Origin of the sequence: Oxalicibacterium sp. (genome assembly GCF_035565035.1) — a bacterium.
In the GTDB taxonomy this organism is placed as follows: domain Bacteria; phylum Pseudomonadota; class Gammaproteobacteria; order Burkholderiales; family Burkholderiaceae_D; genus Oxalicibacterium.
Genome location: NZ_DATMTD010000122.1, coordinates 1 through 25,482, shown reverse-complemented (window position 1 = coordinate 25,482; position 25,482 = coordinate 1). Strand labels below are relative to the sequence as shown.

Annotated in this window: 23 protein-coding genes; 13 read left to right on the top strand and 10 right to left on the bottom strand. The window is 57.6% G+C overall.

Features of this window, described 5'->3' with window-relative positions:
* Positions 1-226: 226 nt before the first annotated feature.
* From VN114_RS13205 to VN114_RS13165, 9 genes are all read left to right on the top strand, one after another.
* Positions 227-499 (top strand): hypothetical protein, encoded by a 273-nt coding sequence (locus VN114_RS13205; RefSeq protein WP_325515602.1) that lies wholly within the window; start codon positions 227-229, stop codon positions 497-499.
* Between the two features lie 102 nt (positions 500-601).
* Positions 602-1,294 (top strand): YafY family protein, encoded by a 693-nt coding sequence (locus VN114_RS13200; protein WP_325515600.1) that lies wholly within the window; start codon positions 602-604, stop codon positions 1,292-1,294.
* A gap of 164 nt (positions 1,295-1,458) precedes the next feature.
* Complete coding sequence (locus VN114_RS13195; protein WP_325515598.1) at positions 1,459-2,733, top strand: multidrug effflux MFS transporter; 1,275 nt, start codon at positions 1,459-1,461, stop codon at positions 2,731-2,733.
* A 103-nt stretch (positions 2,734-2,836) separates the two neighbouring features.
* Positions 2,837-3,772: a sensor domain-containing diguanylate cyclase gene (locus VN114_RS13190; RefSeq protein WP_325515594.1), complete on the top strand. Its 936-nt coding sequence runs from the start codon at positions 2,837-2,839 to the stop codon at positions 3,770-3,772.
* Between the two features lie 152 nt (positions 3,773-3,924).
* Complete coding sequence (locus tag VN114_RS13185) at positions 3,925-4,995, top strand: flavodoxin family protein (protein WP_325515592.1); 1,071 nt, start codon at positions 3,925-3,927, stop codon at positions 4,993-4,995.
* A gap of 187 nt (positions 4,996-5,182) precedes the next feature.
* On the top strand, positions 5,183-5,965 hold the full coding sequence (imuA, locus tag VN114_RS13180; protein WP_325515590.1) for a translesion DNA synthesis-associated protein ImuA: 783 nt from the start codon (positions 5,183-5,185) through the stop codon (positions 5,963-5,965).
* Positions 5,901-7,403 (top strand): DNA polymerase Y family protein, encoded by a 1,503-nt coding sequence (locus VN114_RS13175; RefSeq protein WP_325515588.1) that lies wholly within the window; start codon positions 5,901-5,903, stop codon positions 7,401-7,403. Before imuA ends, VN114_RS13175 begins: the two co-directional genes overlap by 65 nt.
* A gap of 17 nt (positions 7,404-7,420) precedes the next feature.
* Positions 7,421-10,552 (top strand): error-prone DNA polymerase, encoded by a 3,132-nt coding sequence (locus VN114_RS13170; RefSeq protein ID WP_325515586.1) that lies wholly within the window; start codon positions 7,421-7,423, stop codon positions 10,550-10,552.
* Positions 10,553-10,745: 193 nt separating this feature from the next.
* On the top strand, positions 10,746-11,189 hold the full coding sequence (locus VN114_RS13165) for a DMT family transporter (RefSeq protein ID WP_325515584.1): 444 nt from the start codon (positions 10,746-10,748) through the stop codon (positions 11,187-11,189).
* Positions 11,190-11,526: 337 nt separating this feature from the next.
* Here the strand turns inward: VN114_RS13165 and VN114_RS13160 are convergent, their stop codons facing one another.
* From VN114_RS13160 to VN114_RS13120, 9 genes are all read right to left on the bottom strand, one after another.
* A complete protein-coding gene (locus VN114_RS13160) occupies positions 11,527-11,955 on the bottom strand; it encodes a universal stress protein (RefSeq protein ID WP_325515582.1) in 429 nt (142 codons plus the stop codon).
* A gap of 30 nt (positions 11,956-11,985) precedes the next feature.
* Complete coding sequence (locus VN114_RS13155; protein WP_325515580.1) at positions 11,986-12,681, bottom strand: TerC family protein; 696 nt, start codon at positions 12,679-12,681, stop codon at positions 11,986-11,988.
* Positions 12,682-12,862: 181 nt separating this feature from the next.
* On the bottom strand, positions 12,863-14,554 hold the full coding sequence (gene ggt / locus VN114_RS13150; protein WP_325515578.1) for a gamma-glutamyltransferase: 1,692 nt from the start codon (positions 14,552-14,554) through the stop codon (positions 12,863-12,865).
* Positions 14,555-14,656: 102 nt separating this feature from the next.
* Positions 14,657-15,190: a DUF1097 domain-containing protein gene (locus VN114_RS13145; protein WP_325515576.1), complete on the bottom strand. Its 534-nt coding sequence runs from the start codon at positions 15,188-15,190 to the stop codon at positions 14,657-14,659.
* A gap of 34 nt (positions 15,191-15,224) precedes the next feature.
* Positions 15,225-16,535 (bottom strand): amidohydrolase family protein, encoded by a 1,311-nt coding sequence (locus VN114_RS13140; protein WP_325515683.1) that lies wholly within the window; start codon positions 16,533-16,535, stop codon positions 15,225-15,227.
* Between the two features lie 220 nt (positions 16,536-16,755).
* Positions 16,756-17,400 carry a response regulator transcription factor gene (locus VN114_RS13135; protein ID WP_325515575.1) on the bottom strand — a complete coding sequence of 215 codons (645 nt, stop codon included), beginning with the start codon at positions 17,398-17,400 and terminating at the stop codon, positions 16,756-16,758.
* Positions 17,397-18,464 (bottom strand): PAS domain-containing sensor histidine kinase, encoded by a 1,068-nt coding sequence (locus tag VN114_RS13130; protein ID WP_325515573.1) that lies wholly within the window; start codon positions 18,462-18,464, stop codon positions 17,397-17,399. Before VN114_RS13130 ends, VN114_RS13135 begins: the two co-directional genes overlap by 4 nt.
* 116 nt (positions 18,465-18,580) lie before the next feature.
* Positions 18,581-19,996 carry a sensor histidine kinase gene (locus VN114_RS13125; RefSeq protein ID WP_325515571.1) on the bottom strand — a complete coding sequence of 472 codons (1,416 nt, stop codon included), beginning with the start codon at positions 19,994-19,996 and terminating at the stop codon, positions 18,581-18,583.
* Entirely contained in the window at positions 19,986-20,660 is a 675-nt protein-coding gene (locus VN114_RS13120) for a response regulator transcription factor (protein WP_325515569.1), read from the bottom strand. The genes VN114_RS13125 and VN114_RS13120 overlap by 11 nt, the downstream gene beginning before the upstream one ends.
* Before the next feature lie 294 nt (positions 20,661-20,954).
* On the opposite strand from VN114_RS13120, the gene VN114_RS13115 reads away from it, so the two are divergent.
* The 4 genes from VN114_RS13115 to bluB all read left to right on the top strand — a co-directional run bounded on the left by VN114_RS13115 (position 20,955) and on the right by bluB (position 25,071).
* A complete protein-coding gene (locus tag VN114_RS13115) occupies positions 20,955-21,155 on the top strand; it encodes a hypothetical protein (RefSeq protein WP_325515567.1) in 201 nt (66 codons plus the stop codon).
* A gap of 473 nt (positions 21,156-21,628) precedes the next feature.
* Positions 21,629-23,185: an alpha-glucosidase gene (locus VN114_RS13110; RefSeq protein ID WP_325515565.1), complete on the top strand. Its 1,557-nt coding sequence runs from the start codon at positions 21,629-21,631 to the stop codon at positions 23,183-23,185.
* Between the two features lie 158 nt (positions 23,186-23,343).
* Positions 23,344-24,285 carry a sensor domain-containing diguanylate cyclase gene (locus VN114_RS13105; protein ID WP_325515563.1) on the top strand — a complete coding sequence of 314 codons (942 nt, stop codon included), beginning with the start codon at positions 23,344-23,346 and terminating at the stop codon, positions 24,283-24,285.
* Between the two features lie 126 nt (positions 24,286-24,411).
* A complete protein-coding gene (gene bluB, locus VN114_RS13100; RefSeq protein WP_325515561.1) occupies positions 24,412-25,071 on the top strand; it encodes a 5,6-dimethylbenzimidazole synthase in 660 nt (219 codons plus the stop codon).
* On the opposite strand, the gene VN114_RS13095 is transcribed toward bluB, so the two are convergent.
* Positions 25,072-25,482, bottom strand: a 411-nt coding sequence (locus VN114_RS13095) for a hypothetical protein (protein ID WP_325515559.1), incomplete at its 5' end; no start/stop codon positions are given. It abuts the gene before it with no gap.

Genomic DNA, 25,482 nt, shown 5'->3' with positions numbered 1-25,482 from the left:
ATTCTGCAGACTGCCGCCATTTTCCGCTGTCGGCAGATTCAAACCTCGAAGTCGCTTTGTTTTCCATTCACGCACGGCCTCGAACCTGCGGAACATCAAGAAACAACGGTCCTCATGACAAGCTCCTGACACCATGCTGTCAGGAGCATTGTTGCAAGATGTCTGTCGCCCTTTGAGATCTACCCGGCACTTGCTGGCACTCATCTGGCGTTTTCAGGGGACATTCATGGATGCACAAATAAACTGGCTGGAAATTCCGACGACGGACCCACGTCTTGCCATTCGCATCTATGAAACGATCTTTCATACCAGGCTCCGTATCGAACATAGTGCGCCCGGTCCGCGAACGGCATTGTGTTCCGACGCCATCCTCGCGCATGTCGAATCGGCGTGGGAAAACGCCGGCGGGAACAATCCCGAGCTGCCAAACAGCACCGGCTTCATTACCCGATTCACCGATACCGAGGGCAATCTGGTCGCACTGCATGCACACGACTGATGCATCGGTGGCTGGACTGCATGACAGGCATTTGTCAGAATGCGTCCGGTATCGTCATTCGATCATCGCCATTCAACCCCGACCTTCTCTCCGGAGCCAATCATGCGCCGCGCTGAACGCCTGTTCCAGATCGCCCAGTATTTGCGCGGCCGCCGGTTGACGACTGCGCGCCAACTCTCCGACTGGCTCGCTGTTTCGGAGCGCACGATCTACCGTGACATCCGCGACCTGTCGATATCGGGCATCCCGATTGAAGGCGAAGCCGGTGTCGGTTACCGTGTCAGAACCGGTTTCGATCTGCAGCCACTGATGTTTTCTTCCGACGAGATCGAGGCGATGGTAGCCGGCATGCGCATGGTACAGGCGTGGGGCGGACCGCAACTGGCTGCTTCAGGTGCGGCTGCCCTGGCGAAAATCACCTTGGCACTGCCGCGCGAGAAACGCGACTTCGTTGAAGCAACACCGCTGTTCGCGCCAACCTTCCACATCGATCGCAAACATGGCGAACGGCTGGAAGTCATCCGGCAAGCCATCGGCCGCCAGCACAAGCTGCTGCTCGACTATGTCGATGCCAAACTGCAGGCAACGCAACGCACGATCTGGCCGCTTGCGCTGTATTTCTGGGGCGATAGCTGGTCCATCGCGGCATGGTGCGAGACGCGTTCCGCCTTTCGTTCCTTCCGGCTGGACCGTATTCACGCCATGACGGCAGATGCCATCTGCTACGAAAGCATCAGCGGCCGCCGTCTTTCGGATTTTGTGCGCGCGACCAAACGGGACAACGACTGCGCCTGAACGCTTGTCCATGCGTTGTCGTGTCGGCGCATCTACTTGCCTGTCTTGTTTTTCTCCCTTTCCTGGCTGCATCTGCCTGTTTCGCAGGACATCGCTGCAGTGATTGGGCTATGCTTGCCTGACATCTTGTGCACCTTCGGGGTGCATGCAACACTTTCCACACAATGAATCCAGAAAAACCGCCGCAAGAAAAATCCGTTGCACCTGCCGCTGTCGTCATTGGCAGCAGTGCGCTCGCCATCATGCTGGCAGCGCTGTCCATGCTTGGCCCCTTTTCTGTCGATACTTATCTGCCCGCCTTTCCCGATATCCAGGCATCGCTGGGCGCAACGCCGCTCGAAGTGCAGCAGACGCTGACGGCTTACATGTTCTCGTTTGCGGTGATGATCCTGTTGCACGGTGCGCTGTCGGATGCGTTCGGGCGACGCAACATCATCCTGGTCTCTCTAGCCGTATTTGCAGTGGCAACGCTGGGGTGCGCCGGTGCGCACAGCATCGAATACCTGTGGACTTTCCGCATGCTGCAAGGTCTGGCTGCCGGTGCCGGCGTCGTGATCGGGCGCGCCATCATTCGCGATCTGTATGCGGGTGCGGCGGCGGAAAAACTGCTGTCGATGGTAACGATGATTTTTTCGATTGCACCGGCCATCGCTCCCATCATCGGCGGATGGATCGTCAAGCACATGAACTGGCGCGCAATCTTTCTATGCCTGTTCATCTATGCTGTGCTGCTGCTGATCTACTGTTACCGTCGATTGCCGGAATCGCTGCCGCACGCGCAACGGCATTCGTTCAATCCGTCGTTTCTCTTCCATAGCTATCACCGCGTATTCCGTTCGCCATTGTTTCATCTGAAGGCCGGCACGATCGCCTTCAACTTTGCCGGCATGTTCCTTTACGTTGCTGCCGCGCCGGTTTTTCTGGTCGAACATCTGAAACTGGGGCCGGACCAGTTCGGCTGGCAATTCATCCCGACCGTCGGCGGGATTTTCTGCGGTGCGCTGACTGCCAATCGCATGGCAGGACGCCTGCCGGTTTCTCGCCAGGTCGGAATCGGCTTCTGCCTGCTGCTCGGCGCCGCCGTTTTCAACGTGAGTTATCACGTCTTCTTTCCTCCCGCGTTGCCGTGGTCGGTCGGTTCGCTGTTCTTCTATACGTTCGGCATGTCGATGGTCGCGCCGGGCGCGACGTTGCTGGTACTCGATCTGTTCCCCAACATTCGCGGTACCGTGGCGGCCTGCCAGTCGTTCCTGCAAACAATGCTGGCGGCGCTGGTGGCAGGCATCATCGCACCGGCGCTGTCGCACTCGCCGGTATCGCTGGCGGTCGGCCAGCTCACCTGCACGTTGATTGCGCTGAGCCTCTGGCAGGGAGGACGCGCCTACCGGCAATTTCTGGAGGCACGCAAGAACCCGAACGCGTGGGAAACGATCGAGTGATCTTTGCGACTGTTTTTGATAACGTTCAGACTTCACCTGCCAGCAAGAACGCATCGCACATGGCGGGTGCCATTTTCCTGATAGTGCGGGAGGCCAGAACGTCATGATTCACGATTTCGCTTCGGCCAGCCAGGCCACCATTCATTTTTTGCGCCAGCAATTCGGTCTTGATATGTGGATGGTGACCAGGACCGAAGGAAACGACTGGATTGTACTGGCGGTCGAGGAATCGCACTATGGCACCAGGCCCGGCGCAGTTTTCCGATGGTCCGATTCGTTCTGTTCACGCATGGTCAGCGGAATGGGACCACGCATTGCGCCTGACGCCCGTCAAGTGGAAGCCTACGCAACTGCACCGATCGCAGCCCAGCTTCGGATCGGTGCCTATGTCGGCGTGCCGATCCGGCGTCAGGACGGCTCGCTGTTTGGCACCCTGTGCGCCATCGATCCCGAACCGCAATCGGAACACATCAAGGAAGGCCAGCCCGTCATTGAACTGCTGGCCGATCTGTTGAGCAGCCTGCTGCATGCAGAACTGATGAACGCCGATAGTCAGCGCCGTGCAGAACACGCCGAAGCGGAAGCCACACGCGATGGCCTGACGTCGTTGTACAACCGGCGCGGTTGGGACGAATTGATCAAACGCGAAGAAGAACGTTGCCAGCGTTACGGTAATCCCGCATGCGTCGTTTCGATCGATCTCGATGATTTGAAAGTAACCAACGATACGCAAGGCCACGCTGCCGGCGACAAGCTGCTGGTCGCCGCTGCGCAAGCAATCCGTGCCGCTGTGCGCGGCAACGATGTCGTTGCACGCATCGGCGGCGACGAGTTCAGCGTGCTCGGCATCGAATGCGATCGCGACGATACCGACGTACTGGTTCGCCGATTGCGCGAACGGTTTCAGACTGCCGGAGTCCGCGCTTCCATCGGTTACGCGAATCGACATCCGGAACGCGGTCTGCAGGCTGCCAGCGAAGAAGCCGATGCCAACATGTATGCAGAGAAAAAACGCCGCCGCCTGACGATGGTGAAATAACACGCACGTTTTGGTGTCGTTGCGCACGACCGCCCTTTTCGCCTTATCGTCGTTCGCTCCTCATGCCCCGGTGCAACACCATTGAAAAATAAACTTTTCCCGTGCAGATGATGTCTGCTCTCTACTGCATCCGTTTTTTATCGGGAGAAGGCATGACCAAACCACGTACCGGCCAGGCACCACCAAAAATCGATCGTGAAACATTTCATTCTCGCTTTGTCGATTCCTTCATCGACCCCGCTTTCGATCCCGTACGTGAACAGATTGCACACATCGAACAGATCGCGTGGGATAACTATCAACAATCACACAAATCTCCGATAACCGAAAAAGCCGGTCCCGGATTTGCCGATCCCGATTACGACCTGTCCGTCGAATGGCGCGCCACGCGCGATCGCCTGCTGGTCGCGGAAGCCAGGCAGAAGAATCCTGAGACACGATCACGCGTGCTGTTGATTTGTGCCTCTCCGCGCAACGATGGCACCTGCCCCGGCGAGATCTCCAAGACACACCGACTGGTGCAGATCGCACAACGCGAATTGCAGGCTGCCGACATCGAAACCGACCTGCTGGATCTGAGCCTGCTGACGTCCGATTACGATCGCCACATTCATCCCTGCAAAGGTTGCGTATCGACCGCCATGCCGTTGTGCCACTGGCCGTGCAGCTGTTATCCGAATCACAGCCTGCATCAGTCGGGCGACTGGATGGCGGACATCTATGAACAATGGACCTCCGCGCATGCAGTGATCATCGTCACGCCCGTTCACTGGTATCAGGCGACCAGCGTGTTGAAGCTGATGATGGACAGGCTGGTGTGTGCGGATGGCGGCAATCCCGATCCCACACTGACTGCAGGCAAGGATGCCGAAATGGCGAAGGCCGTGGAACTCGCAGGCTGGTCGTATCCCAAGCATCTGGCCGGCCGCGCTTATGGCGTCGTCGTGCATGGCGACGTGGCCGGCATCGAAGGTGTGCGGCGCGCGCTGACGGACTGGCTGGACTGGATGGGCCTGATCGACGCCGGCAACATGGCGCGACTGGATCGTTTCATCGGCTATTACGAGTCGTATGCGAAAAGCCACGAAGTACTCGATCGCGACCATGCCGTGCAAGAGGAAGTCAAAAATGTCGCACGTGCCGTGGCTGAAGCCGTACGGGCAGTGCGCGCCAACCGGCTTTGCAATCCGGATGCGGGATTGCCCAATCCACGTCCGAAATAACAAGCGCAATTCCTCGGCAAATGTGACTGGTCGCGCATGAAAGTTGGCGCAATGTAAATTCGTCCCGCCAAATATTGCCATCCAGGAAAGACGAAAAAATAAAACCGCGGGTATCTTCCGGAAACGCTTTTATACTGTGTTTATATACAGTATATTGATGAGCCATATTACGTTTCCTGGAGGTTTTATGGCTGCAGTAGCGCCAGCCCCCTTTGTCTCCATCCTGGCTCCCACCACGTTGTCTTTGCCGGACGCAGTCTGGCGTGGCGACCAGTTGGGATCGCACCGCTCCACACCTGTTGCAACCGGCCATTCCGATCTGGACAAGGAATTACCCGGCGGTGGCTGGCCGCCATCGGTATTGATCGAGCTCCTGCTTGCGCAGCACGGCATTGGCGAGTTGCGCCTGCTGGCACCGACGCTTGGACCGCTGACACAGAATGGCAAGACCGTGATCCTGCTGGCGCCTCCGCACATTCCATTTGCACCGGCATTGAAGCAACTGGGCATCGACTTGAAGCATGTCGTTCTGGTCAATGTCGACAAACCCGCAGACCGCGTATGGGCCGTGGAACAGGCATTGAAAAGCACCAGTTTTGGTGCCGTGCTGTGCTGGCTGCCGCTGGTAAAAACGGAACACTTGCGTCGTTTGCAACTGGCGGCTGCCGGTGGAGAAGGACTGGTCTTTGCCTTTCGTCCCTTGTCCGCACGCGATCAGTCGTCACCGTCGCCCCTGCGTCTGACTTGCCAGGCGGCAGCAGACGGAAAAATTTCTGTCGAAGTCTTCAAACGTCGCGGTCCCGCGCATGCCGAACCGATCGTCTTGCCGTTGCCGGTTCCGTTGAACCTGATCAAGCCTTTCGCTGCACGCGCAGCCGCTGTTCCCACTTTCAATTTTTCTTCTCATGCTGTGGATCGCCATTCACTTGCCGCAACTGCCGCTCGACGTCGTACTGCGCTCACGATTTAGATCGGCATCCGGCGAACCGGATCCGTTCGTCGAGATGCCGATTGCGATCTGCGAGAACAGGCACATCGGCTGGTGCAATCACCATGCCGAAGAGGCAGGCATTCAGCCAGGCATGTCGGAAGCCAATGCACACGCGCTGGCCGGCAACCTGCAATCGTTTCCGAGAGATGAGCGGCAGGAATCGCAAGCTCTGCAGGAAGCGGCGCTATGGGCATTGCGATTCACGCCGCATGTCGTGTTGCGCCCCGCCGGACTGCTGATGGAAGTCGCCGCCAGCTTGCGCTTGTTCCATGGCGCGCAATCGATTGCATCGCAGTTGCTGTCCGGCCTGACGGAACTGGGACTGCATGCGCGACTGGCCGGCACATCGACGGCCACCGGCGCATGGTGGCGTGCGCAATGCGACGATGTGAGCGCGATCTTTGAAAACGATTTCCGACAAGCACTCGATCCTTTGCCGTTGCATGTACTGCATGCCGTACAACCGCATCTGGATACGCTGCAGGGAATCGGTTGCCAAACGGTCGGCCAGTTGCGGCGATTGCCGAGGACAGGCCTGACGCGTCGTTTCGGCAAGGAGTTGTTGCGCGAACTCGATCGTGCCTATGGTGAGGAAGCAGAAGCGCATCAATGGTTCGAAGCACCAGCAAACTTCGATGCGAAGCTCGAACTGCCATCACGCGTGGAAGGTACGGAAGCCTTGCTGTTCGCTGCGCGTCGGCTGTTGTTGCAACTGACCGGCTGGCTCACTGCGCGTCATGCGGCAGTCATCAGCATTACCCTGTTGCTGCATCACGAATCGACGCGGCATCACGATCATCGCAGTTCGCCAATGACGATTGTGCTTGGCATGCCCAGTCGCGATATCGATCACCTGACCTTGCTGCTGCGCGAACGACTGACGCAACTCGAACTCGTTGCGCCGGTGATCGAACTCACGCTGAAAGCAGACCAGATCGTCATGCAGGCTGCACCGAATACGGAATTGTTTCCGACGCCGGCATCCGATGCCGAAAGCACCGGCCGCCTGGTCGAACGCCTGCAAAGCCGCTTGGGACCCGATGCAGTGCGTCAGTTGTCGATGGTCGCCGATCACCGGCCGGAAAGAAGCGTGGCGATGCCTGCCTTGACCAATCGGCATGACAAGCGCCGCAACAAGGAAGAAGCTGTGCCGCACAGCGCATCGACACGTCCGGCATGGCTGCTGCAACAGCCGCTGGCGCTGATCACACGGCAGCACAAACCGTTCTATCAAGGACCGCTCACCTTGTTGACCGGAGCCGAGCGTATCGAATCCGGCTGGTGGGACGATGCGTTGGCAGCGCGCGATTATTTCATCGCCCAGAACGACCAGCATCAGTTGCTCTGGGTATTCCGTCTGCGAACGGTGGACGAAGCAGCCGGCTCCGGCTGGTTCCTGCATGGTTTCTTCGGTTGAATCGGAAGCGATGCCTTATGTCTTCCTTCCTTCCCGCTTATGCCGAGCTGCATTGCCGCTCCAATTTCACTTTCCTGCACGGTGCCTCGCATCCGGAAGAGCTGATTCAACGCGCCTCTGATCTGGGCTATGAAAGCCTGGCCATCACCGATGAATGTTCGCTGGCAGGTGTCGTACGCGCGCACGTCGAGGCAAAGGAGTGCGGCTTGCGCCTGATCATCGGCAGCGAGATGACGCTGGAATGCGGCATGAAGCTGGTCTTCCTCGCAACGAATCTCAATGGTTACGGCAACCTGTCCGAACTGATCACCTTGGGTCGACGGCGCGCCGACAAAGGCTTTTATGCGCTGCATCGTGACGACCTCGATATGCAGGCAGCTACGAGCCAACGTCATCTGATCGGTTTGCCGGATTGTCTGGCCCTGCTGATTCCACAGCGTTGGCATTCGCGTGAAGAGATCGCCGAACAAGCTGCGTGGCTGGCCCGCCTCTTCCCGCAACGCGCATGGATCGCCGTGGAATTGCTGCACTGGTGCGACGACGAATACTGGTTGACGCAATTGACCGACATTGCACGCGAGATCAAGTTGCCATTGGTCGCATCCGGCGATGTGCTGATGCATGTGCGTTCGCGCAAACCCTTGCAGGACACGCTGACATCCGTGCGTATCGGCAAACCGATCGCAGAATGCGGCATGGCGCTGCAGCCGAATGCCGAACAGCATCTGCGTTCGCGCCTGCGGCTTGCCCAACTCTATGCGCCGGCACTGCTTCAGGAAACGATCCGTATTGCGGAGGCCTGCACATTTTCACTCGACGAATTGTCGTATCAGTATCCGGAAGAAATCGTTCCTCCCGGCGAAACGCTGTCCGGCTATTTGCGCAGGCTGACGTATGAAGGGGCAATACAACATCGTTTCAAGAAAGGTCTGAAAGAACATATTCGGCAACAGATCGAACATGAACTGACGCTGATCGCCGAGTTGAAGTACGAACCGTTCTTCCTGACCGTCTATGACATTGTGAAGTTCGCACGCAGCAAAGGCATCCTGTGTCAGGGTCGCGGCTCGGCTGCCAATTCCGCCGTCTGTTACTGCCTCGGCATCACCGAAGTCGATCCGGAACGCGGCAGCACATTATTCGAACGTTTCATTTCGCGTGAACGCAACGAACCACCGGACATCGACGTCGACTTTGAACATCAACGACGCGAAGAAGTCGTGCAGTACATCTATGAAAAATATGGTCGTGACCGTGCAGCGATCGCCGCCTCGCTGATCACCTATCGTCCGCGCTCGGCAATGAAGGATGTCGGCAAGGCGCTCGGACTCGATTTCGATCAGGTCAACCGGTTGTCGCAATCCCACAAATGGTGGGACGGCAAGAGCATCAGCGAAGAACGTCTGCGCGAAACCGGCTTCGATCCGCAAGCTTCCATCGTGCGCAAGCTGGTGGAACTGTCGATGACGCTGATCGGCTTTCCGCGCCATCTTTCGCAACATGTTGGCGGCTTCGTCATCTCGCGTGACAAGCTGTCGCGTCTGGTACCGATTGAAAACGCGTCGATGAAGGATCGCAGCGTCATCGAATGGGACAAGGACGATCTGGACGCACTCAAATTACTGAAAGTCGACGTGCTGGCGCTGGGCATGCTGTCGGCAATTCGTCGCGCGCTGGAAATGATTTCCACACGATTGGGACGCCCTTTCGAAATGCAGGAAATTCCTTCTAAAGACACCGATACCTACGACATGATCTGCGCTGCCGACACCATCGGCGTATTCCAGATCGAATCACGCGCGCAGATGACGATGCTGCCACGACTGCGGCCGCGCGAATACTACGATCTCGTCGTACAGGTCGCGATCGTTCGCCCCGGCCCGATTCAGGGTGGCATGGTACATCCATATCTGAAACAACGGCACATGCCAAAAGATCAGATTGTCTATCCCGGCGAGGAAATCAAGGCGGCGCTGGAACGTACCTTCGGTGTGCCAATCTTTCAGGAGCAGGTGATGCAGATCGCCGTCCTCGCTGCAGGTTTCACGCCGGGCGAAGCCGATCAGTTGCGGCGCTCGATGGCCGCGTGGCGACGCAAAGGAAATCTGGAAGGTTATGGCGATAAACTTAAAGCGGGCATGGCGAAAAACGGGTATGACCCTGCCTTCGCCGACCGCCTTTTCGAACAGATCAAGGGCTTCGGCGAATACGGTTTTCCGGAATCGCACGCCGCTGGTTTTGCGCTGCTTGCCTACAACTCCGCCTGGATCAAGTGCCACCATCCGGCAGCCTTTCTCGCTGCACTACTCAACTCGCAACCGATGGGATTCTATTCGGCCTCGCAACTGGTGCAGGACGCAAAACGCAAAGGCGTATTTGTGCGCCCCATCGACGTCACCATCAGTGATGTGGAATCGACGATGGAAGATATCCACGCACTCTATCCCGCCGTGCGTCTCGGTTTGCAGATGGTCAAGGGACTGTCAGTGGATGATGCCGAACGCATTGTCGACGCACGCCAGCGCCGATGTTTTGCAGACGTCGACGATCTCGCACGACGCGCCTCTCTCGATCAGCACGCACTGGGTGCACTGGCGCGTGCCAACGCTTTGCTGCCATTGACTGGACATCGACGGCAGGCAAAGTGGGAAGTGGCTGCCATGATGCCTGCGCCAATCCTGTTGCAGGATGCGCCAATCAGGGAAGCGCCGCTGTCATTGCCGAGGGCCAGTGAAGGACAGGAGATTGTTGCCGACTACGCCAGCACCGGACTGACCCTGAATCGCCATCCGCTTGCCTTGCTGCGCCCGCGTCTGAAGAAAATGAATCTCTCTACCGCATTGGAAATGAAAGGCTTTGCCGATCGAAAGATTGCGCGAACGACCGGCATCGTCACGATGCGACAACGTCCCCCTACCGCAAAGGGAACGATGTTCGTCACGCTGGAAGACGAGACCGGCATCACCAACGTCATTATCTGGCCGGATCTGATCGAAAAACAGCGCAAGGAAATACTGAATGCGCAACTGATGACGGTGTATGGCATCTGGCAATGCAAGGATGAAGTCCGGCATCTGGTTGCCAAGCGGATTGTGGATCATTCGGAGTTTCTCGGTGACCTGTCGATCAGCAGTCGAGATTTTCAATAATCCTGAAAGCAGGGGCGAGACCAGAACTCCCAGCGAAAGTGCAATAAGATGCTGTCGTCATTTGCGCAACGACGCAACGGTTTCCGGATCCTGGTTGTTAAGGCACCATGATCCGTTTTCGTGTCATTTACACCTCGAATCCTGTCCGCTATCCTCGACCAGCCAGCGAGGCATCTTCATCCAAGGAACCTGCATGAGCTCATATCTTTTTTACCTGTTGGTCGTAGCGGCCGGCGCCAGTGTGGCATTGCAGCAGGTTCTCAACGCCAATCTGCGCATACAAATCGGTTCACCATGGTGGGCGGCATTCGTCAGCTATCTCGTCGGACTGCTGTTTACGTTTGCGATCGCACTGGTCGCGCCTGGCCCGAAACTCACTGAGGCCTTCCCGAAAGACGGGAACTGGTTGCCATGGATGGGAGGAATATTTGGCGCAACATTCATCGCCATCACGATTCTGATGGTGCCGAAGCTGGGCGCAGCGACCACCATTTCACTCATCGTTGTCGGCCAGATGATTCTGTCGTTGACGCTGGATCACTTCGGCTTGCTCGGCTTGCCTGAGCAACCGATTACCTTGCTTAAACTGGCTGGCGCCGGATTCCTGATTCTTGGCGTCGCAATGATTCGCGCCTGATACGTATCTGATGAGAACCGGCGAACTGCGGCACGTCATTCACGGCGATTGCCGTGAGAAAACGCATGTCGCATGGCTGATAATCGCCGGCTCCGGTCATCATGCGGTCATATAACCGACTTATGCTGATTTGCAGTCTGCCACTCTCCACTATAGGTTTGGGCGGAATGGGAAGCCTGTTCCCCCTTCATGGATACGGGCTTTTTTCTTTTTTACACATCGATTCCGGGCGAAAAAATGGCCCGGGATCAGCCGGGCCAAAAAACAAACAATTCAGCTTGAGGACTGAATCATTGGTACATCGTTCGCACCCGCGGGTGCATGTTCAAACAAAGTGTCAATACACTTCACTCACTTCGCAGCGTCCTTCGGCACCGATCAGCTGGCGCAACTGGCTGCCGATCGAACCGAGGCCCAGGCTTTCCAGCACGCCCTGGTGCTTCGGCACCATGATCAGGTCGCAGTAATGTTCACGCGCGAACTGGGCAATGGTTTCCGCCTTGTGACCGACCAGAATCCGCTCCTGATGTGAAATACCGGCTTCGTCGAGCTTGTCGATCAGCGGCTGCAGAACCTGCATGCCGCTTTCGCGATGAAACTCGTCAAGCTGGTGACGGCTGACGAAACGCGTGACAAAGCGCGAAATCGGCAGCTGCACATTCACAAGGAAGAGTACGACTCGCTGATCGCGATAACGTTCAATCACATGTTTCGCGGCGCATTCGACATCGCTGATGTCGTGAATCGGAACAAGAACGTGCATCATGAGAATCTCCCTGTCAGGAAACGGTTCGAATCAACCTTCGGTCGGTACCGCTGCGGCAGCATGTCGTGCCGCCAACATCTTGCCGACGATGACGACGATGGCTGCGCCGAGGATAGGCAGGGCGATTTCCAGATAGTGCGCATTGGCGAGGTGGCCCTTGAGTGCAGGATCTTCGACAGCCATTTCACCGGCGACATAACCCAGCAGACCGGCACCGATGGTGACGATGATCGGGAAGCGTTCCATCAGTTTCATCAGCATGGCGCTACCGAACAGGATCAGCGGAATGGTGATGACCATGCCGACGAACAGCAGGCCCATGTGGCCTTTTGCTGCGCCTGCCATGCCGAGGACGTTGTCCAGGCTCATGACGATGTCGGCGATGATGATGGTCTTGACCGCAGCCCAGAAGTTGTCGCTGCTGTTGACGTCGCCGTTTTCTTCTTCAGGCAGCAACAGCTTGATGCCGATCCACAGCAGCAGGACGGCGCCGACCATTTCAACGTAAGGAATGGTCAACAGGATGGAAGCGACGGAAGTCAGTGCCGTCATCAGGACGACGATGGCGACGGTACCGATCAGGAACGCATTGCGTTGCTGTTTCGGCGGCAGCGAACGGCAGGCCAGCGCGATGATGACCGCGTTGTCGCCGGACAGCAGCACATTGATGATGATGATCTGGAACAGCGCAACCCACAGGGTCGGATCGCTGAGAGTAGCAAACATGACGGTCTCCTAAGATGATTTAGTTGGTACGGTCATCTTAGGGATCGGCGCTTACGAAACTCTTTCGCGAACATTACAGTCCGCTTTCATGAACATTACAAAATGCTTACAGCCGCAGGGAGCGGCCGCAAGTATCGAAAACAATGATCAAAATAAAACGAAAATCTTGCCAGGTTCGACGCTAGACGCCGAGCGCCCGCCCGTCGCTGCGCGGATCGTGTGCACCGCGATAGACGCCGTCATCGATGCGGATCGCACCCGGCTGGCCCGACAGCGGACTTTGTGCAGGAATCGCACTCATCTCGTGGCCGCGACGCGCCAGTTCGCTGAACACCTGTTCGCCGGCATCCTGTTCCAGCTTCAATGAATCGCGCGTGTCGGAAAAGGTTTTACCGAGCAGGAAGCGCGGTTTCGACAAAGCCGTCAGCGGATCCATGCCGTAATCGATCATGCGCGTCAGGATCGCCGTCAACGTTTGCGGCTGGCCGTCTGCGCCCTGCGTGCCGTACAACAGCGCCGGCTTGCCGTTCTTCAGGTACATACCGGGATTCAATGTATGGAACGGCCGCTTTCCCGGCTGCAGGACATTGCGATGCGCCGGATTCAGGCTGAACGATGCGCCGCGGTTGTGCCACAGGATGCCGGTGTCGCCCGTCATCATGCCGCTGCCCCAGTCGAAGTACACAGTCTGCAGCATCGACACGGCATTGCCTTCCGCATCGACGGCACCGATGTACACCGTGTCGCCGTTCTTAAAGACATGCGGCCACGGCAATGCACGCTGCATGTCGATCTGGCCCGCGAGTTTGTCCAGATGTGCGGCAGACAACAATTCAGCCGAAGGCACGTCGACGAATTCCGGATCGGCCACATAGCGATTGCGATCGATGAAGGCACGCTTGATCGCTTCCACCAGCAAGTGATAGTAGTCGGCACTGCCTTCGGCAATCTTCTTCATGTCGAAGCGATCGAGGATGCCCATGATCTCCAGCGTCGTGATGCCTTGCGTCGGCGGCTGGTTCGCCAACAATTCGCCGCCGCGATAGGCAACGCGCAACGGCGGCTCGACGCGCGCCTGCGTTTTTGCCAGATCGCTTGCCGTCAATGGCGAGCCGGCTTCCTTCAATCCTTTTGCAATACGCTCTGCCAGTTTGCCTTCATAGAAGTCACGATAGCCGCGCATTGCCAGCGTCTCCAGCGTGTCTGCCAGTCGCGGCTGACGGAAGATTTCGCCGATGTCCGGCACGCGGCCGTCCAGCATGAAGTTCTGCGCGACGCCCGGCATGGACGCCATATCCTTCAGGCGGTATTCCATCCAGAAGCGCTCCGACTCGGATACCGGAAAACCGTCGCGCGCAAAACCGATCGCCGGCTTCAGCAGCTCGGCCCAGCTCTTCTTGCCGCCGAGTTCGTTGCGACTGATGTCGAATGCCTTGCCCAGCGTATCGACGTTGGCGGCCGTGGTCAGCATCGATTGCGCTCCGCGCGTCGGAATCGTGCCACCGCTGTATTGCGGCAGCACCTGCGGCGCCTGACCGATGCCCGACAACGTACGCACCTTGCCGTTGCGGTCGCTGATGATCATGAAGGCATCGCCGCCGAATCCGGTGAAATGCGGATAGGTGACATTCAGGCTGGCGGCGATCGCAATCGCGGCTTCAATCGCGTTGCCGCCGGACTTCAGCACATCCAGTCCGGCACCTGTCGCCAGTTCGTGCGGGCTGGTGACCATGCCCTTGGACGACGTCGCCAACTTGTTGTCCGGCTTCGCTTCCAGCGGCATCGATAGCGAGGCCATCGTGCCAAGCACCATCGCGCTTGAGGTGGAAATGAAATCTCTTCTGGTCATGTCAGGCAGCATTTTCTTTTTCATCAGTCGTTGTCGGGAAGTACGGGGGGAACATTCCTTGCCGCGCATTCCGTTCCTGCGAACGCCTGTCCTGTTACGACCGACATTCGCACGGAGGAATACACCTCACTCGCCATGCACCCTGTTCGGAAAGGTTTTCTCCAGCGGCGCGTGACGGTGCGAAAAGTTGGCGGTGATCCATGCATACACAGGGCCCAGCGCATTGAATACGATGACGATACCCAGCGCGACAAGCGGTGCTTTCGGTTCCGGGCCGAAGCCGCCGAACAATGTCGCGAAGAACGAAGCGAAGCCGAAGAACATGCCGGGAATGAAATTGAATCCTGGCAGGCGTGCGACCAGCATCATGCCGGCGTTGAGGCAGAACAGAATGACCATCTCTGCGATCAGCAGGCCGGTGCCGGACAGATTCTGCGCGGCGATACCGAAGCCGGTAACGACAAGGAAGCCGGCGATCGATCCGACCGGCAGCGTCGGCCAGATGCGCTTCAGGTTTTCCGCGGTCGGTCCACCCATTGCGAACGTGCCGGCCCAGCTGATGAAGATCGCCCAGACCGGCAGATGCCAGGGCAGTTGCGCCATCAGGACAGTGGTGACGGCGAGCAGCGATGCAACAACTTCGTGTGGTGGCTTTTTCATGTGAGTCTCCTGGTTTCTCTGTTTTATTTATCTGTTATGCGTTGTTATGTTTTTCCGGTTGCGAACCGTGATCGTGTGCATGATCGTGGCCGCAGCAACCGTTGCGATGGATCGTGCATTTGTGTTCGGTCACGACGGTGATCCTGCCGCGCTTGATGACCCATGAACGTGCCGGCATGTCGAGCAGCGCATCGGCCACCTGATAGGTATCGAGAATGACCAGATCCGCCTGCCTGCCGACCGCGATGCCGTAGTTGTCGCCGATGCCGATCGAGCGTGCCGCATTGATCGTGCCCATGTCGAGAATCGCCGCCTGATGCACCGGTGTACCGAACGAGATCGCGTGCGCCAGCATGTTGCCGATAACCAGCATGTCGGCCTTGCCGAACGGCGTGAAGGCATTGCGGATGTTGTTCGATGAATAGGCGACGTTGACACCGGCTTCGTACAGCGATCGCACCGGTGTCAATCCGCGCCGACGGTTCTTCGTGTCGTTGCGGCCACCGAGATACAGATCGGTCGCCGGCAGCGTCACCATGCTGATGTCGGCTTCCTTCAGCAGCGCGATGATCGGGTCCAGTTGTTCCGGCTCCAGCGAACCGAGGCTCGTCACATGACCGAGGGAGACACGACCGTGATAACCGGTTTCGATCGTCTTCTTCGCGATGTAGGTGGTTGCAGCAAAACGCTGGTCCTTCGCCTCGTCGGAAAAATCCGCATGCATGTCGATCGGCGCATCGTGTTTCTGCGCCGTTTCGAACACCATGTCGACGTGGCGCATCGTGTCTTCCCACGACAGCTCGTTGTACGGACAACCGCCGACCACGTCTGCGCCCATCTTCATCGACTGTTCCATCAGCTCCAGCGTGCCGGGCGATTTCAGCAAGCCTTCCTGCGGAAACGCGACGATCTGGATGTCGAGCAGATCCTTGTATTCGCCCTGCAGTTCCAGCAGCGTCTCGACTCCGATCAAACCCTGAATCAGGTCCACATCCGGATGCGCACGCAACGCGGTCGTACCGTTGGCTACCGCCATGTCCAGCACCTGCCGGGAACGTGCCAGCACATCGTTGCGCTCCTGTTTTCCCTTCAAGATACCGGTCACGCGGATCGCTTCATCCAGCGTGCCGAGTACGGGCGGCATGCGGCGATGCAGGAAGGCTTTTTCCAGATGCATGTGCGGCTCGACCAGGCCGGGAATGACGGCGCGACCTTCCGCATCGATCGCCTCCGTCGCCGCAGCATCGATGCCTTCTTCGATGGCGGCGATTCTGCCATCCTTGATGGCGATGTCCATCAAGGGCTTGTCATCCCATACACGGACGTTGCGTAGCACCAGATCCATTTTCACGGCGTCTCCTCCAGGAATGTCATTGCTTCAAAAGCATTGCTGCAAAACCGGGCGCCTCCTTGTTGTCATGGGGCGTCCTTGATGAAGATGAGCATAGGGCGCAATCGTTCCACCGAGAATCGGGATTGCCTGATTCGGCCCTAGGGATTTTCCTAGATGCGCTGCAGCATGGGCGACTGTCCCGGCAACGATGCTTGCCGCAGGAAAACAATGGTCAGTCGTAGCCTTCGTTGATCAGGCCGTGCTTCATCGCGTAATAGACGAGGCTCGCGGTGGTCGAGGCTTCCATCTTTTGCAGGATGGCCGCCTTGTGCGTGCTGATGGTTTTGTTGCTGAGCGACAGGATGCGGGCGATGTCATTGACCGAGTGTCCTTCGACCAGCATGTTGAAGATCTGGAATTCGCGCGGCGTCAGTTGCGTATGCGGCAGGTCGGTATCCGGCTTGTGCAACTGCTTGATCAGCTTTTCGGAAATACCGGGCGACACGAAGTTTCCGCCTTCCGCCACCTTGCGTATGCCTTCGATCAACTGGCTGGATGCCGTGTTCTTCGTGATGTAACCGGATGCGCCGGCACGCATCGCCTGCACCGCGTACTGGCTTTCCTGATGCATGCTCAGCACGAGGATCGGCAGCTCCGGCTTGATCGCATTGATCTGCTGGATCAGCGCGATACCGCTCTTGCCCGGCATCGACATGTCCAGCACCAGCACATCGAATTGCAGCGCGCGGACTTTTTGCAGCACTTCTTCGCCGTCGGCCGCCTCGCCTGCCACTTCCATGTTGGAAACGAAGGAAATGATCTGTTTCAGGCCGTCGCGAATGATCGTGTGATCGTCGGCAATCAGGATGCGGATCATGCACGGTCTCCTGCCGGAGATTTCGGAATCCGCACGTCGATGCTGGTTCCCGAACCTTTCCTGCTCTGTATCTTCAATGTTCCTCCCAGCATGAAGGCGCGTTCGCGCATGCCGATCAATCCCAGACTGTTTTCGCGCGAATCGTTGGCATCGATGCCGCAACCGTTGTCGGTGATCTTCAACAATACATCGCGCTCGTCTTCCCGCAATTCCACCACGACCGACGTCGCGCGGCTGTGACGGCTGACGTTTGTCAGCGATTCCTGCAGGATGCGGAAAATCGCGGTGCTGATGTCGCGACTGAACACCGGCAGCGTCGGCGGCAGGATCAGTTCGACTGCAATCCTGCTGCGTTCGCCAAATGATTCCAGCAACCAGTCGAGCGCGGAAGCCAGTCCCAGTTCATCCAGAATCAACGGTCGCAGATCGGCGGCGATGCGCTGCACCGATTCGACGGTGGAATCGGCAATGTGCTTCAACTGCTGCAGATTCCTTGAGCAATCGGAATCGGCGCTGCAGCCATCCTGCTGCAACTGTGTCTCCATCACACCGAGCCCGATGCGAATTGCCGTCAGCGACTGGCCGAGTTCGTCGTGCAGTTCGCGTGAAATGCGGGTGCGCTCTTCTTCGCGCACCGATTGCAGATAGGCCGACAATTCACGCAGCTGGCTGCGCGACTCCAGCAATTCCTGTTCGGCCAGTTTGCGGTCGGTGATGTCGCGCGAGATGCCGGTGCTGCCGATCACGTCCCCGTGTTCGTTGCGAACCGGCGTCTTGATCGTGTCGTACCAGCGCAGTGTGCCGTCCTCGGCGTGACGACGCTCTTCGTAACGCAGGCGCACGCCCTGCTCCATCACGCGACGATCGGTGTCGATGTATTCGCGGCCCCATTCCTGCGGCCAGACATCGACCGGCGTACGGTTCAGTATCTGCTGTTCCGGCAGACGACAGGCGGCAACGAATGCCTCGTTGACGAGGATGTAGCGCGAGTCCGCATCCTTCAGCCATGCCTGATCCGGAATGTTGTTGAGAATCGCCTTTTGCTGTTCGTCGGTCTTGCTCACACGTCACCTTCGCTGTTCATGTGCACGATGAAAGCATAACGCGTTATGCGCCGTGCATACAGCAATGCTGCGTAACAACGATGCACAACGACGTACAACGATGCAACAACGATAGCTCAGGACTGATCGTCGGCGTGCGAGATCGGGAACGAAACCGTAAAGGTATTGCCAACGCCGTCGACGTCGTCTTCCAGCACGATGGTGGCGTTATGCAGTGTGGCAATTTCATGCACGATCGCCAGGCCCAGACCGCTGCCTTCTTCGTGCGTGCCGAGCAGGCGATGGAAACGTTCGAAGATGCGCTTGCGTTCCTCGACCGGAATGCGCGGACCGTCGTCGTTGACGATCAGGTGGGCCGCATCGTTCTGCATGATCCTGACGGTTACGCGACCGCCGGACGGCGTGTAACGGATTGCGTTGTCGACCAGGTTGTTGATCATCTCGGTCACGCGCACCGCTTCGCCGTTCAACAGGACCGGCTTGTCCGCCCCTTCGAAACCCAGGTCGATATCCTTCTTGTACGCATGCGGCACCCAATCCTGCGTCGCACGCAAGGCAACCTGGTTCAGGTCGAACGGCTGAAAATTCGCGACGACATTGTGCGGCTCGTTACGCGCCAGCGACAGCAGTTGCGATACCAGCCGCGACAGCCGTTCTGCACTGGTATACAGATGACCGAGCGCACGTTGAACCTGAGAAAAATCATTCTCGCGCAATGCCAGTTCGATATGTGCCTTCAACCCGGCAACCGGCGTGCGCAGTTGATGCGCGGTGTCGGCAATGAATCGTTCCTGGAGACCCAGCACTGCATCGACACGCGTCATCAGATCGTTGACGGCTCCGACCAGCGGTTCGACTTCACCCGGTACATCCTTGGTGTGAATCGGGCTCAGGTCCAGATGCGAACGCATGCCGACCTCATGCTGCAGACGACGCAACGGTGCCAGCCCCTGCGCCACGCCGCGCCAGATCAGGAAACCCGCGATCAGGATCAGCAACACCTGAGGCAGGATCACCTGACTCAGCAGCGTACGCATGTAGCGCCCGCGCTTGACCTGTGTTTCCGCCACTTGAATGTAGACCGGTTCCACCGCCGGGTGGATCAGCGGCTGACCGCGCAGCACGGCGACACGCACCGGCTTGCCTTCGAATACGTCGTCGTAATACGCGGTTTCCTTGCCCGGTCGCAACTGCTTCGGCACCGGCAAGGTCGGATCGCCGGCGAGCAGATTACCGGTCTGCGTGCGTATCACGTAATAGACATCGTCTTCCTCGTCGAGGAATAAGGTCCTTTCCGCTTCTGCAGAAAGATTGAAACCGAAATCGTTGCCTTCGCGCGTCACGTGCAGCAGCAGTTCGCGCGCGATCTCGTTCAGTTCGACGTCATACACACCGTTGGCCACATGACGCACGACGAAATAACTGCCCGCGATATCGATCAGCAGAATGACCGACAACGGAATCAGCACCAGCCGCATCAACCGGCTGCGTAGTGTCTGGTTGCCTTTTGCTTTCACGGCATCAGGCTTCACCGGCCTTCTCCAGCAGATACCCCATGCCGCGTACTGTGCGGATACTGATATTGAACGGTTCCAGCTTCTTGCGCACGCGGTGTACATACACCTCGATCGCATTGCTGCCACCGTCGTCGCCCCAGCCGAACAGGCGATCCACCATCTGTTCCTTCGTTACCACCTGCCCCTGACGCGACAGCAGCAATTCCAGCACTGCCAGTTCGCGCACCGACAATTCAACTGGTTGATCGTTGTAGAACAGGCGATGCGCTTCCAGATCGAAACGCAGGCCGCCGTGCGTCAGGCTCTTGCCCGCGTCGAACTGGCCGCGGCGAATCAGCGCACGCACGCGCGCCTCGAATTCCGGCAGGTCGAACGGCTTGGTCATGTAATCGTCGGCCCCCAGATCCAGACCGAGCACACGATCGTCCAGCGTATCGCGCGCTGTCAGCATCAGTACCGGAATGCGCGACTTGCGTTCGCGCAGACGACGCAACACGGTCAACCCATCGAGCTTGGGCAAGGCGATGTCGAGCAATACCAGCGCGTAGGTATCGGTATTCAACGCGCGCAATGCGTCTTCGCCGTTATCCACGCAATCGACGGAATACGATGCCTGGCTGAGCGCACGCGTCAGCGCGGCGGAAAGCACCGAATCGTCTTCAACTATAAGTATGCGCATGCACGCTGTCCCGGGTGATCTGTCTCGTTATCGGCATCGCGCTCGATGCCTGTTATTTAACACGATGTTGACGCGAGGACAGGCCAACCGTGTTTGCCTGCCGTTATCGGCAGACGACACAGGATAAGGACAGAAAAGCCGACTGTCTACTGCCCGCCCCATGCCATCACCCGATAAAACCCTTCAAAAAGTTTTTTGAAAAAGACGTCAACCGGCTGTTCTGCCCGGCGTTAAAGCCAGTACGGACTGAAATAGTCCGCATCATTTACATCACATTTGAGAGAGAGCATTCACATGAACAAATTAATCGCTGCCCTGGTTGCCGGTCTGTTTGCCTCCGTCGCTTTTGCGCAAGAGCCTGCTGCTGCGCCAGCTGCTCCAGCTGCAAAAACCGAAGCAAAAGCACCAAAAGCACACGCTAAAAAGCACAAAGCATCGAAGAAAAAGGCAAAAGCAAAAGCTGAAGCACCAGCAGCCGCTCCAGAAGCCAAGTAATCGACGACAGTAAAAAGGACAGGTACGCCTGTCCTTTTTATTGATGCGCCTGAAGCGAACGCCGTTTCTGCTTCAGGCATTTTGCATGTGCCGCACCAGTGTGCAGATCGTGCATGCAAAAACCTTGTTCGAAGTCGCTCGTGCATTGTCATGCATGACTGCGCGCAGTTCCTGCATGCTTTTCCTGCATCCCGTTCCCGCGTGCGTCGCCCCATAGGCTGCGCCCACCTCTCTACCTTTTCCCCACCCAGTCTTCGCATCGATGCACACTATGCGATCGATTCATTATGAGCGCCGCCTGCTCGTCATCGTTCCGTAATGCAACGACATTGCCGCGCCTGCACACAAACCGTTGTTGATGCACAATCGCGGTTGTCACTTCCGCATGTGATTTCCTGTCGGAACCATCTGCGGCGCATGCATGTCACATCCCCGTCAATAACAAACCCATAAATATTCACGAGGCTCGGTACATGATTATTTATCAGGTCTATCCACGCAGCTTTGGCGACTCCAACAATGACGGCATCGGCGACCTTGCCGGTATCGAACAAAAACTGTCGTACATCAAGAGCCTGGGCGTGGATGCGATCTGGATCAGCCCGTTCTTCAAATCGCCGATGGTCGATTTCGGTTACGACGTTGCCGACTATCGCGCGGTCGATCCGCTGTTCGGCACCATGGAGGACTTCCAGAGCCTGCTGGCAAAATCGAAGGCGGCCGGCATCGGTATCATCGTCGACATGGTGATCTCGCACACATCGGAACAGCACCAGTGGTTCAAGGACAGCCGCGCCGGACTCAACGGCCGGGCCAACTGGTATCTGTGGGCATCGCCGCAGCCGGACGGCAGCGCGCCGAACAACTGGGTCTCCGTTTTCGGCGGCCCGGCATGGCGCTGGGATGCGGAACGGCGGCAGTACTATTACCACTCGTTCTTCTCCAGCCAGCCCGATCTCAACATGCACAATCTGGAAGTGCAGGCGCAGATCATTTCCGAAATGCGCTTCTGGCTCGACATGGGCGTGGCCGGCTTTCGCTTCGACGCGTGCAATCACATTTTTCAGGATCGGCAGTTGCGCAGCAATCCGCCGCGCGACGACGTCAGCGCCGCGTTGCACCCTTACGGATTCCAGGTGCACATGTACGATCAGGGCCAGCCGGAAATGCTGCCCTTCCTCGAACGCATCCGCAAACTGCTCGACGAATACGGCGCATACAGCCTGGCCGAAGTCGGCGGCTACGATCCGATCAAGCTGATGGGGCAATACACGCAAAACCGACGCCTGCATTCCGCCTACAGTTTCGCGATGATGCAGCCGGACAGCAGCGCACAGCGTGTGCGTGACGTCATCACCGAACTGGAAAACAATATCGTCGCCCCCGGCCGTGCCTGCTACGCACTCAGCAATCACGACAAGCCGCGTGTCGCAACGCGCTGGGCCAACGGTCGCGATCGCGCGCAGACGGCGAAGGAAATGCTCGCGCTGCTGTTAACGATGCGTGGCGACATCTGCCTGTATCAAGGGGAGGAACTCGGACTACCGCAGGCCGATGTGCCATTCGAACGACTGCAGGACCCGTTCGGCAAATCGTTCTGGCCGAAATTCAAGGGCCGCGACGGCTGCCGCACGCCGATGCCGTGGAACGGCAAGCTGAACGGCGGCTTCAGTCGCGTCGAACCCTGGCTGCCGGTCGGCGACGAACATCGCGCCATCAATGTCGAGAAGCAGGAAGCCGATCCGAACTCCGTACTGCATTTCTATCGCAAGGCCATCGCCTTCCGTCGCGCACATCCCGCACTGATGCAAGGCGACATCGAACTGCTGCCATCACCGCATGGCGTGCTCGCCTTCCGTCGCAGTTGCGATGAAGAGAGCCTGCTGTGCCTGTTCAACATGGACGTCATCGAGCATACGTTCGCCTGCGAACCGGCTCCGACCGAAATCCTGCTCGGTCAGAACGCCATCGCCGATCTGCTCGGCGTGAATCTGGGTGTCAGCGGTTTCTGCATCCTGTCCGACGCATAGCAGCGGAACAGAACGCAGAGCGACGCGGCACCGCGACCGCATATTCGCGTGCATGTACGAGGCCGTGATAAAGTCCGAACCGTATTTGGACAAAACTCGCACAGCAACAGGTACATGCCGCAGCAAGACGGCCCGCCGCATCCAACACGATTCAGAACATGGCCGATATCGCATCACAGATGGCAACCGACACCGCCGTCTACAAAACCCTGCTCGAATCCACCAAGGCCATTCCCTGGAAGATCGACTGGAAGAGCATGACCTTCGCCTACATCGGGCCGCAGATCGAGGCATTGCTCGGCTGGACGCCGGAGAGCTGGGTCAGCGCCAACGACTGGGCCGAACGCATGCACCCGGAAGATCGCGAATGGGTCGTCAACTTCTGCGTGGCGCAATCCAGGTCCGGTACCGACCACGAAGCCGACTACCGCGCACTGACCAAGGACGGCAACTATGTCTGGATACGCGACGTCGTGCACGTCATGCGCAATGCAGATGGCGAAGTCGATGCGCTGATCGGATTCATGTTCGACATCAGCGACCGCAAGAAGACCGAAGCCAAGCTGATCGACATGCAGAAGGAACTCGAAGCGCTGTCCTTCAAGGACGGCCTGACCGGCGTTGCCAACCGCCGCATGTTCGACTCCGTGATGGATGTCGAATGGAGCAACGCGCGACGTAATCACCAGCCGCTGTCGCTGGTCATGCTCGATATCGACTACTTCAAGCAGTACAACGATCACTACGGCCACCTTCAGGGCGACGAATGCCTGAAGACCGTCGCCAATATCCTCGGCTCCGCCACCAGAAGGACGCGCGACTTCTTCGCCCGCTTCGGCGGCGAGGAATTCATGCTGGTCCTGCCGGAAACCGATCAGGCCGCCGCACTCAAGATTGCCGAACGCTGCCGCGCACTGATCTGCGACGAAGCGCTCGCACATGAAAAATCCGGCATCTGCTCCAACGTCACCATTAGCCTCGGCGTCGGCACCATCATCCCGACCGACACCGACAAACTGACCGACTTCATCGAATCCGTAGACAAGCAACTCTATCTGGCCAAACAGAACGGCAGAAACCGCGTCGCCGCCGCATCGTAAGAATCGCGCCGCAAGATCACACTGTAAAAGTGCGCCATAGAGTCACGCCATAAAATCACGCCATAAAATCACGCCGATTCCGCCACCGACGTTGCCCGTACGTTGGCGGATAATGGCGACATGACTATGCCCAAGAATCCGCACACCAGCCCGCACGCCTTCCCCGCATCCGACATCGATGCTGTCTATCGCGCCATCCGCGAACGGCGCGACATGCGCCACTTCCGCCCCGATCCGCTCGAAGACGGCCAGCTCGAACGCCTTATCCACGCCGCCCACATGGCACCCAGCGTCGGCTACATGCAGCCGTGGCGCTTCCTGCGCATCACCGATCCGGCATTGCGCAAGGCGATCCACGCGCACGTCGATGAAGAACGCATCGCCACCGCCGACGCATTAGGCGAACGCTCGGACGAATTCATGAAGCTGAAGGTGGAAGGCATTCTGGCGTGCGCCGAGGTGCTGGTCGTCGGCCTCACCGATAAAAGAGAAAAATATATTTTCGGCCGCCGCACCATGCCGGAGATGGATCTGGCGTCAGCTTCCTGCGCGATCCAGAACATTTGGCTGGCCGCACGTGCGGAAGGCATCGGCATGGGCTGGGTATCGCTGTTCGATCCTGCGCGGATCAGGGAGTTATGCGGAATGCCGGAGGGAAGCCAGCCGATTGCCGTGCTGTGTATCGGGCATGTGGAGGAGTTTTATCCGGCGCCGATGTTGGAGATTGAAGAGTGGGATAAAAGAAAAGCCATCAATAAGGTGCTTTACGAGAATGCATGGAAATAATTACCTCATCAAAATTTCTTTCACAGATATTTGAGCAAAATAAATACTTCCCGCAACCCAAAGCATCCCTACAACACCGCCAATAAATATCAACAGACTTTTCACTTCAGTCAGGCCAGATACCGACAACCAAGGTAACAATGAAATCAAGACAAAAATAAATCCAAATAAAAAGGACACATAAATGTGAATTTTTAGCTTCCAATATTCTGGCCAATGGACAAGTTGCTCCGCATGGTTCTTCTCGGAAAAAATCAATTCTTTAGCTTCTTTAACAATCCAATACGCTAATCCAAACGGCAAGAGCATCAAATATTTCGTTAATTCTTCATTTAGCAATAAAGCTTTGGCAGAAATTATTTCGCTTACCCATGAATTCGTTACTGCCCATAGAGTTATGGACAAGATGAG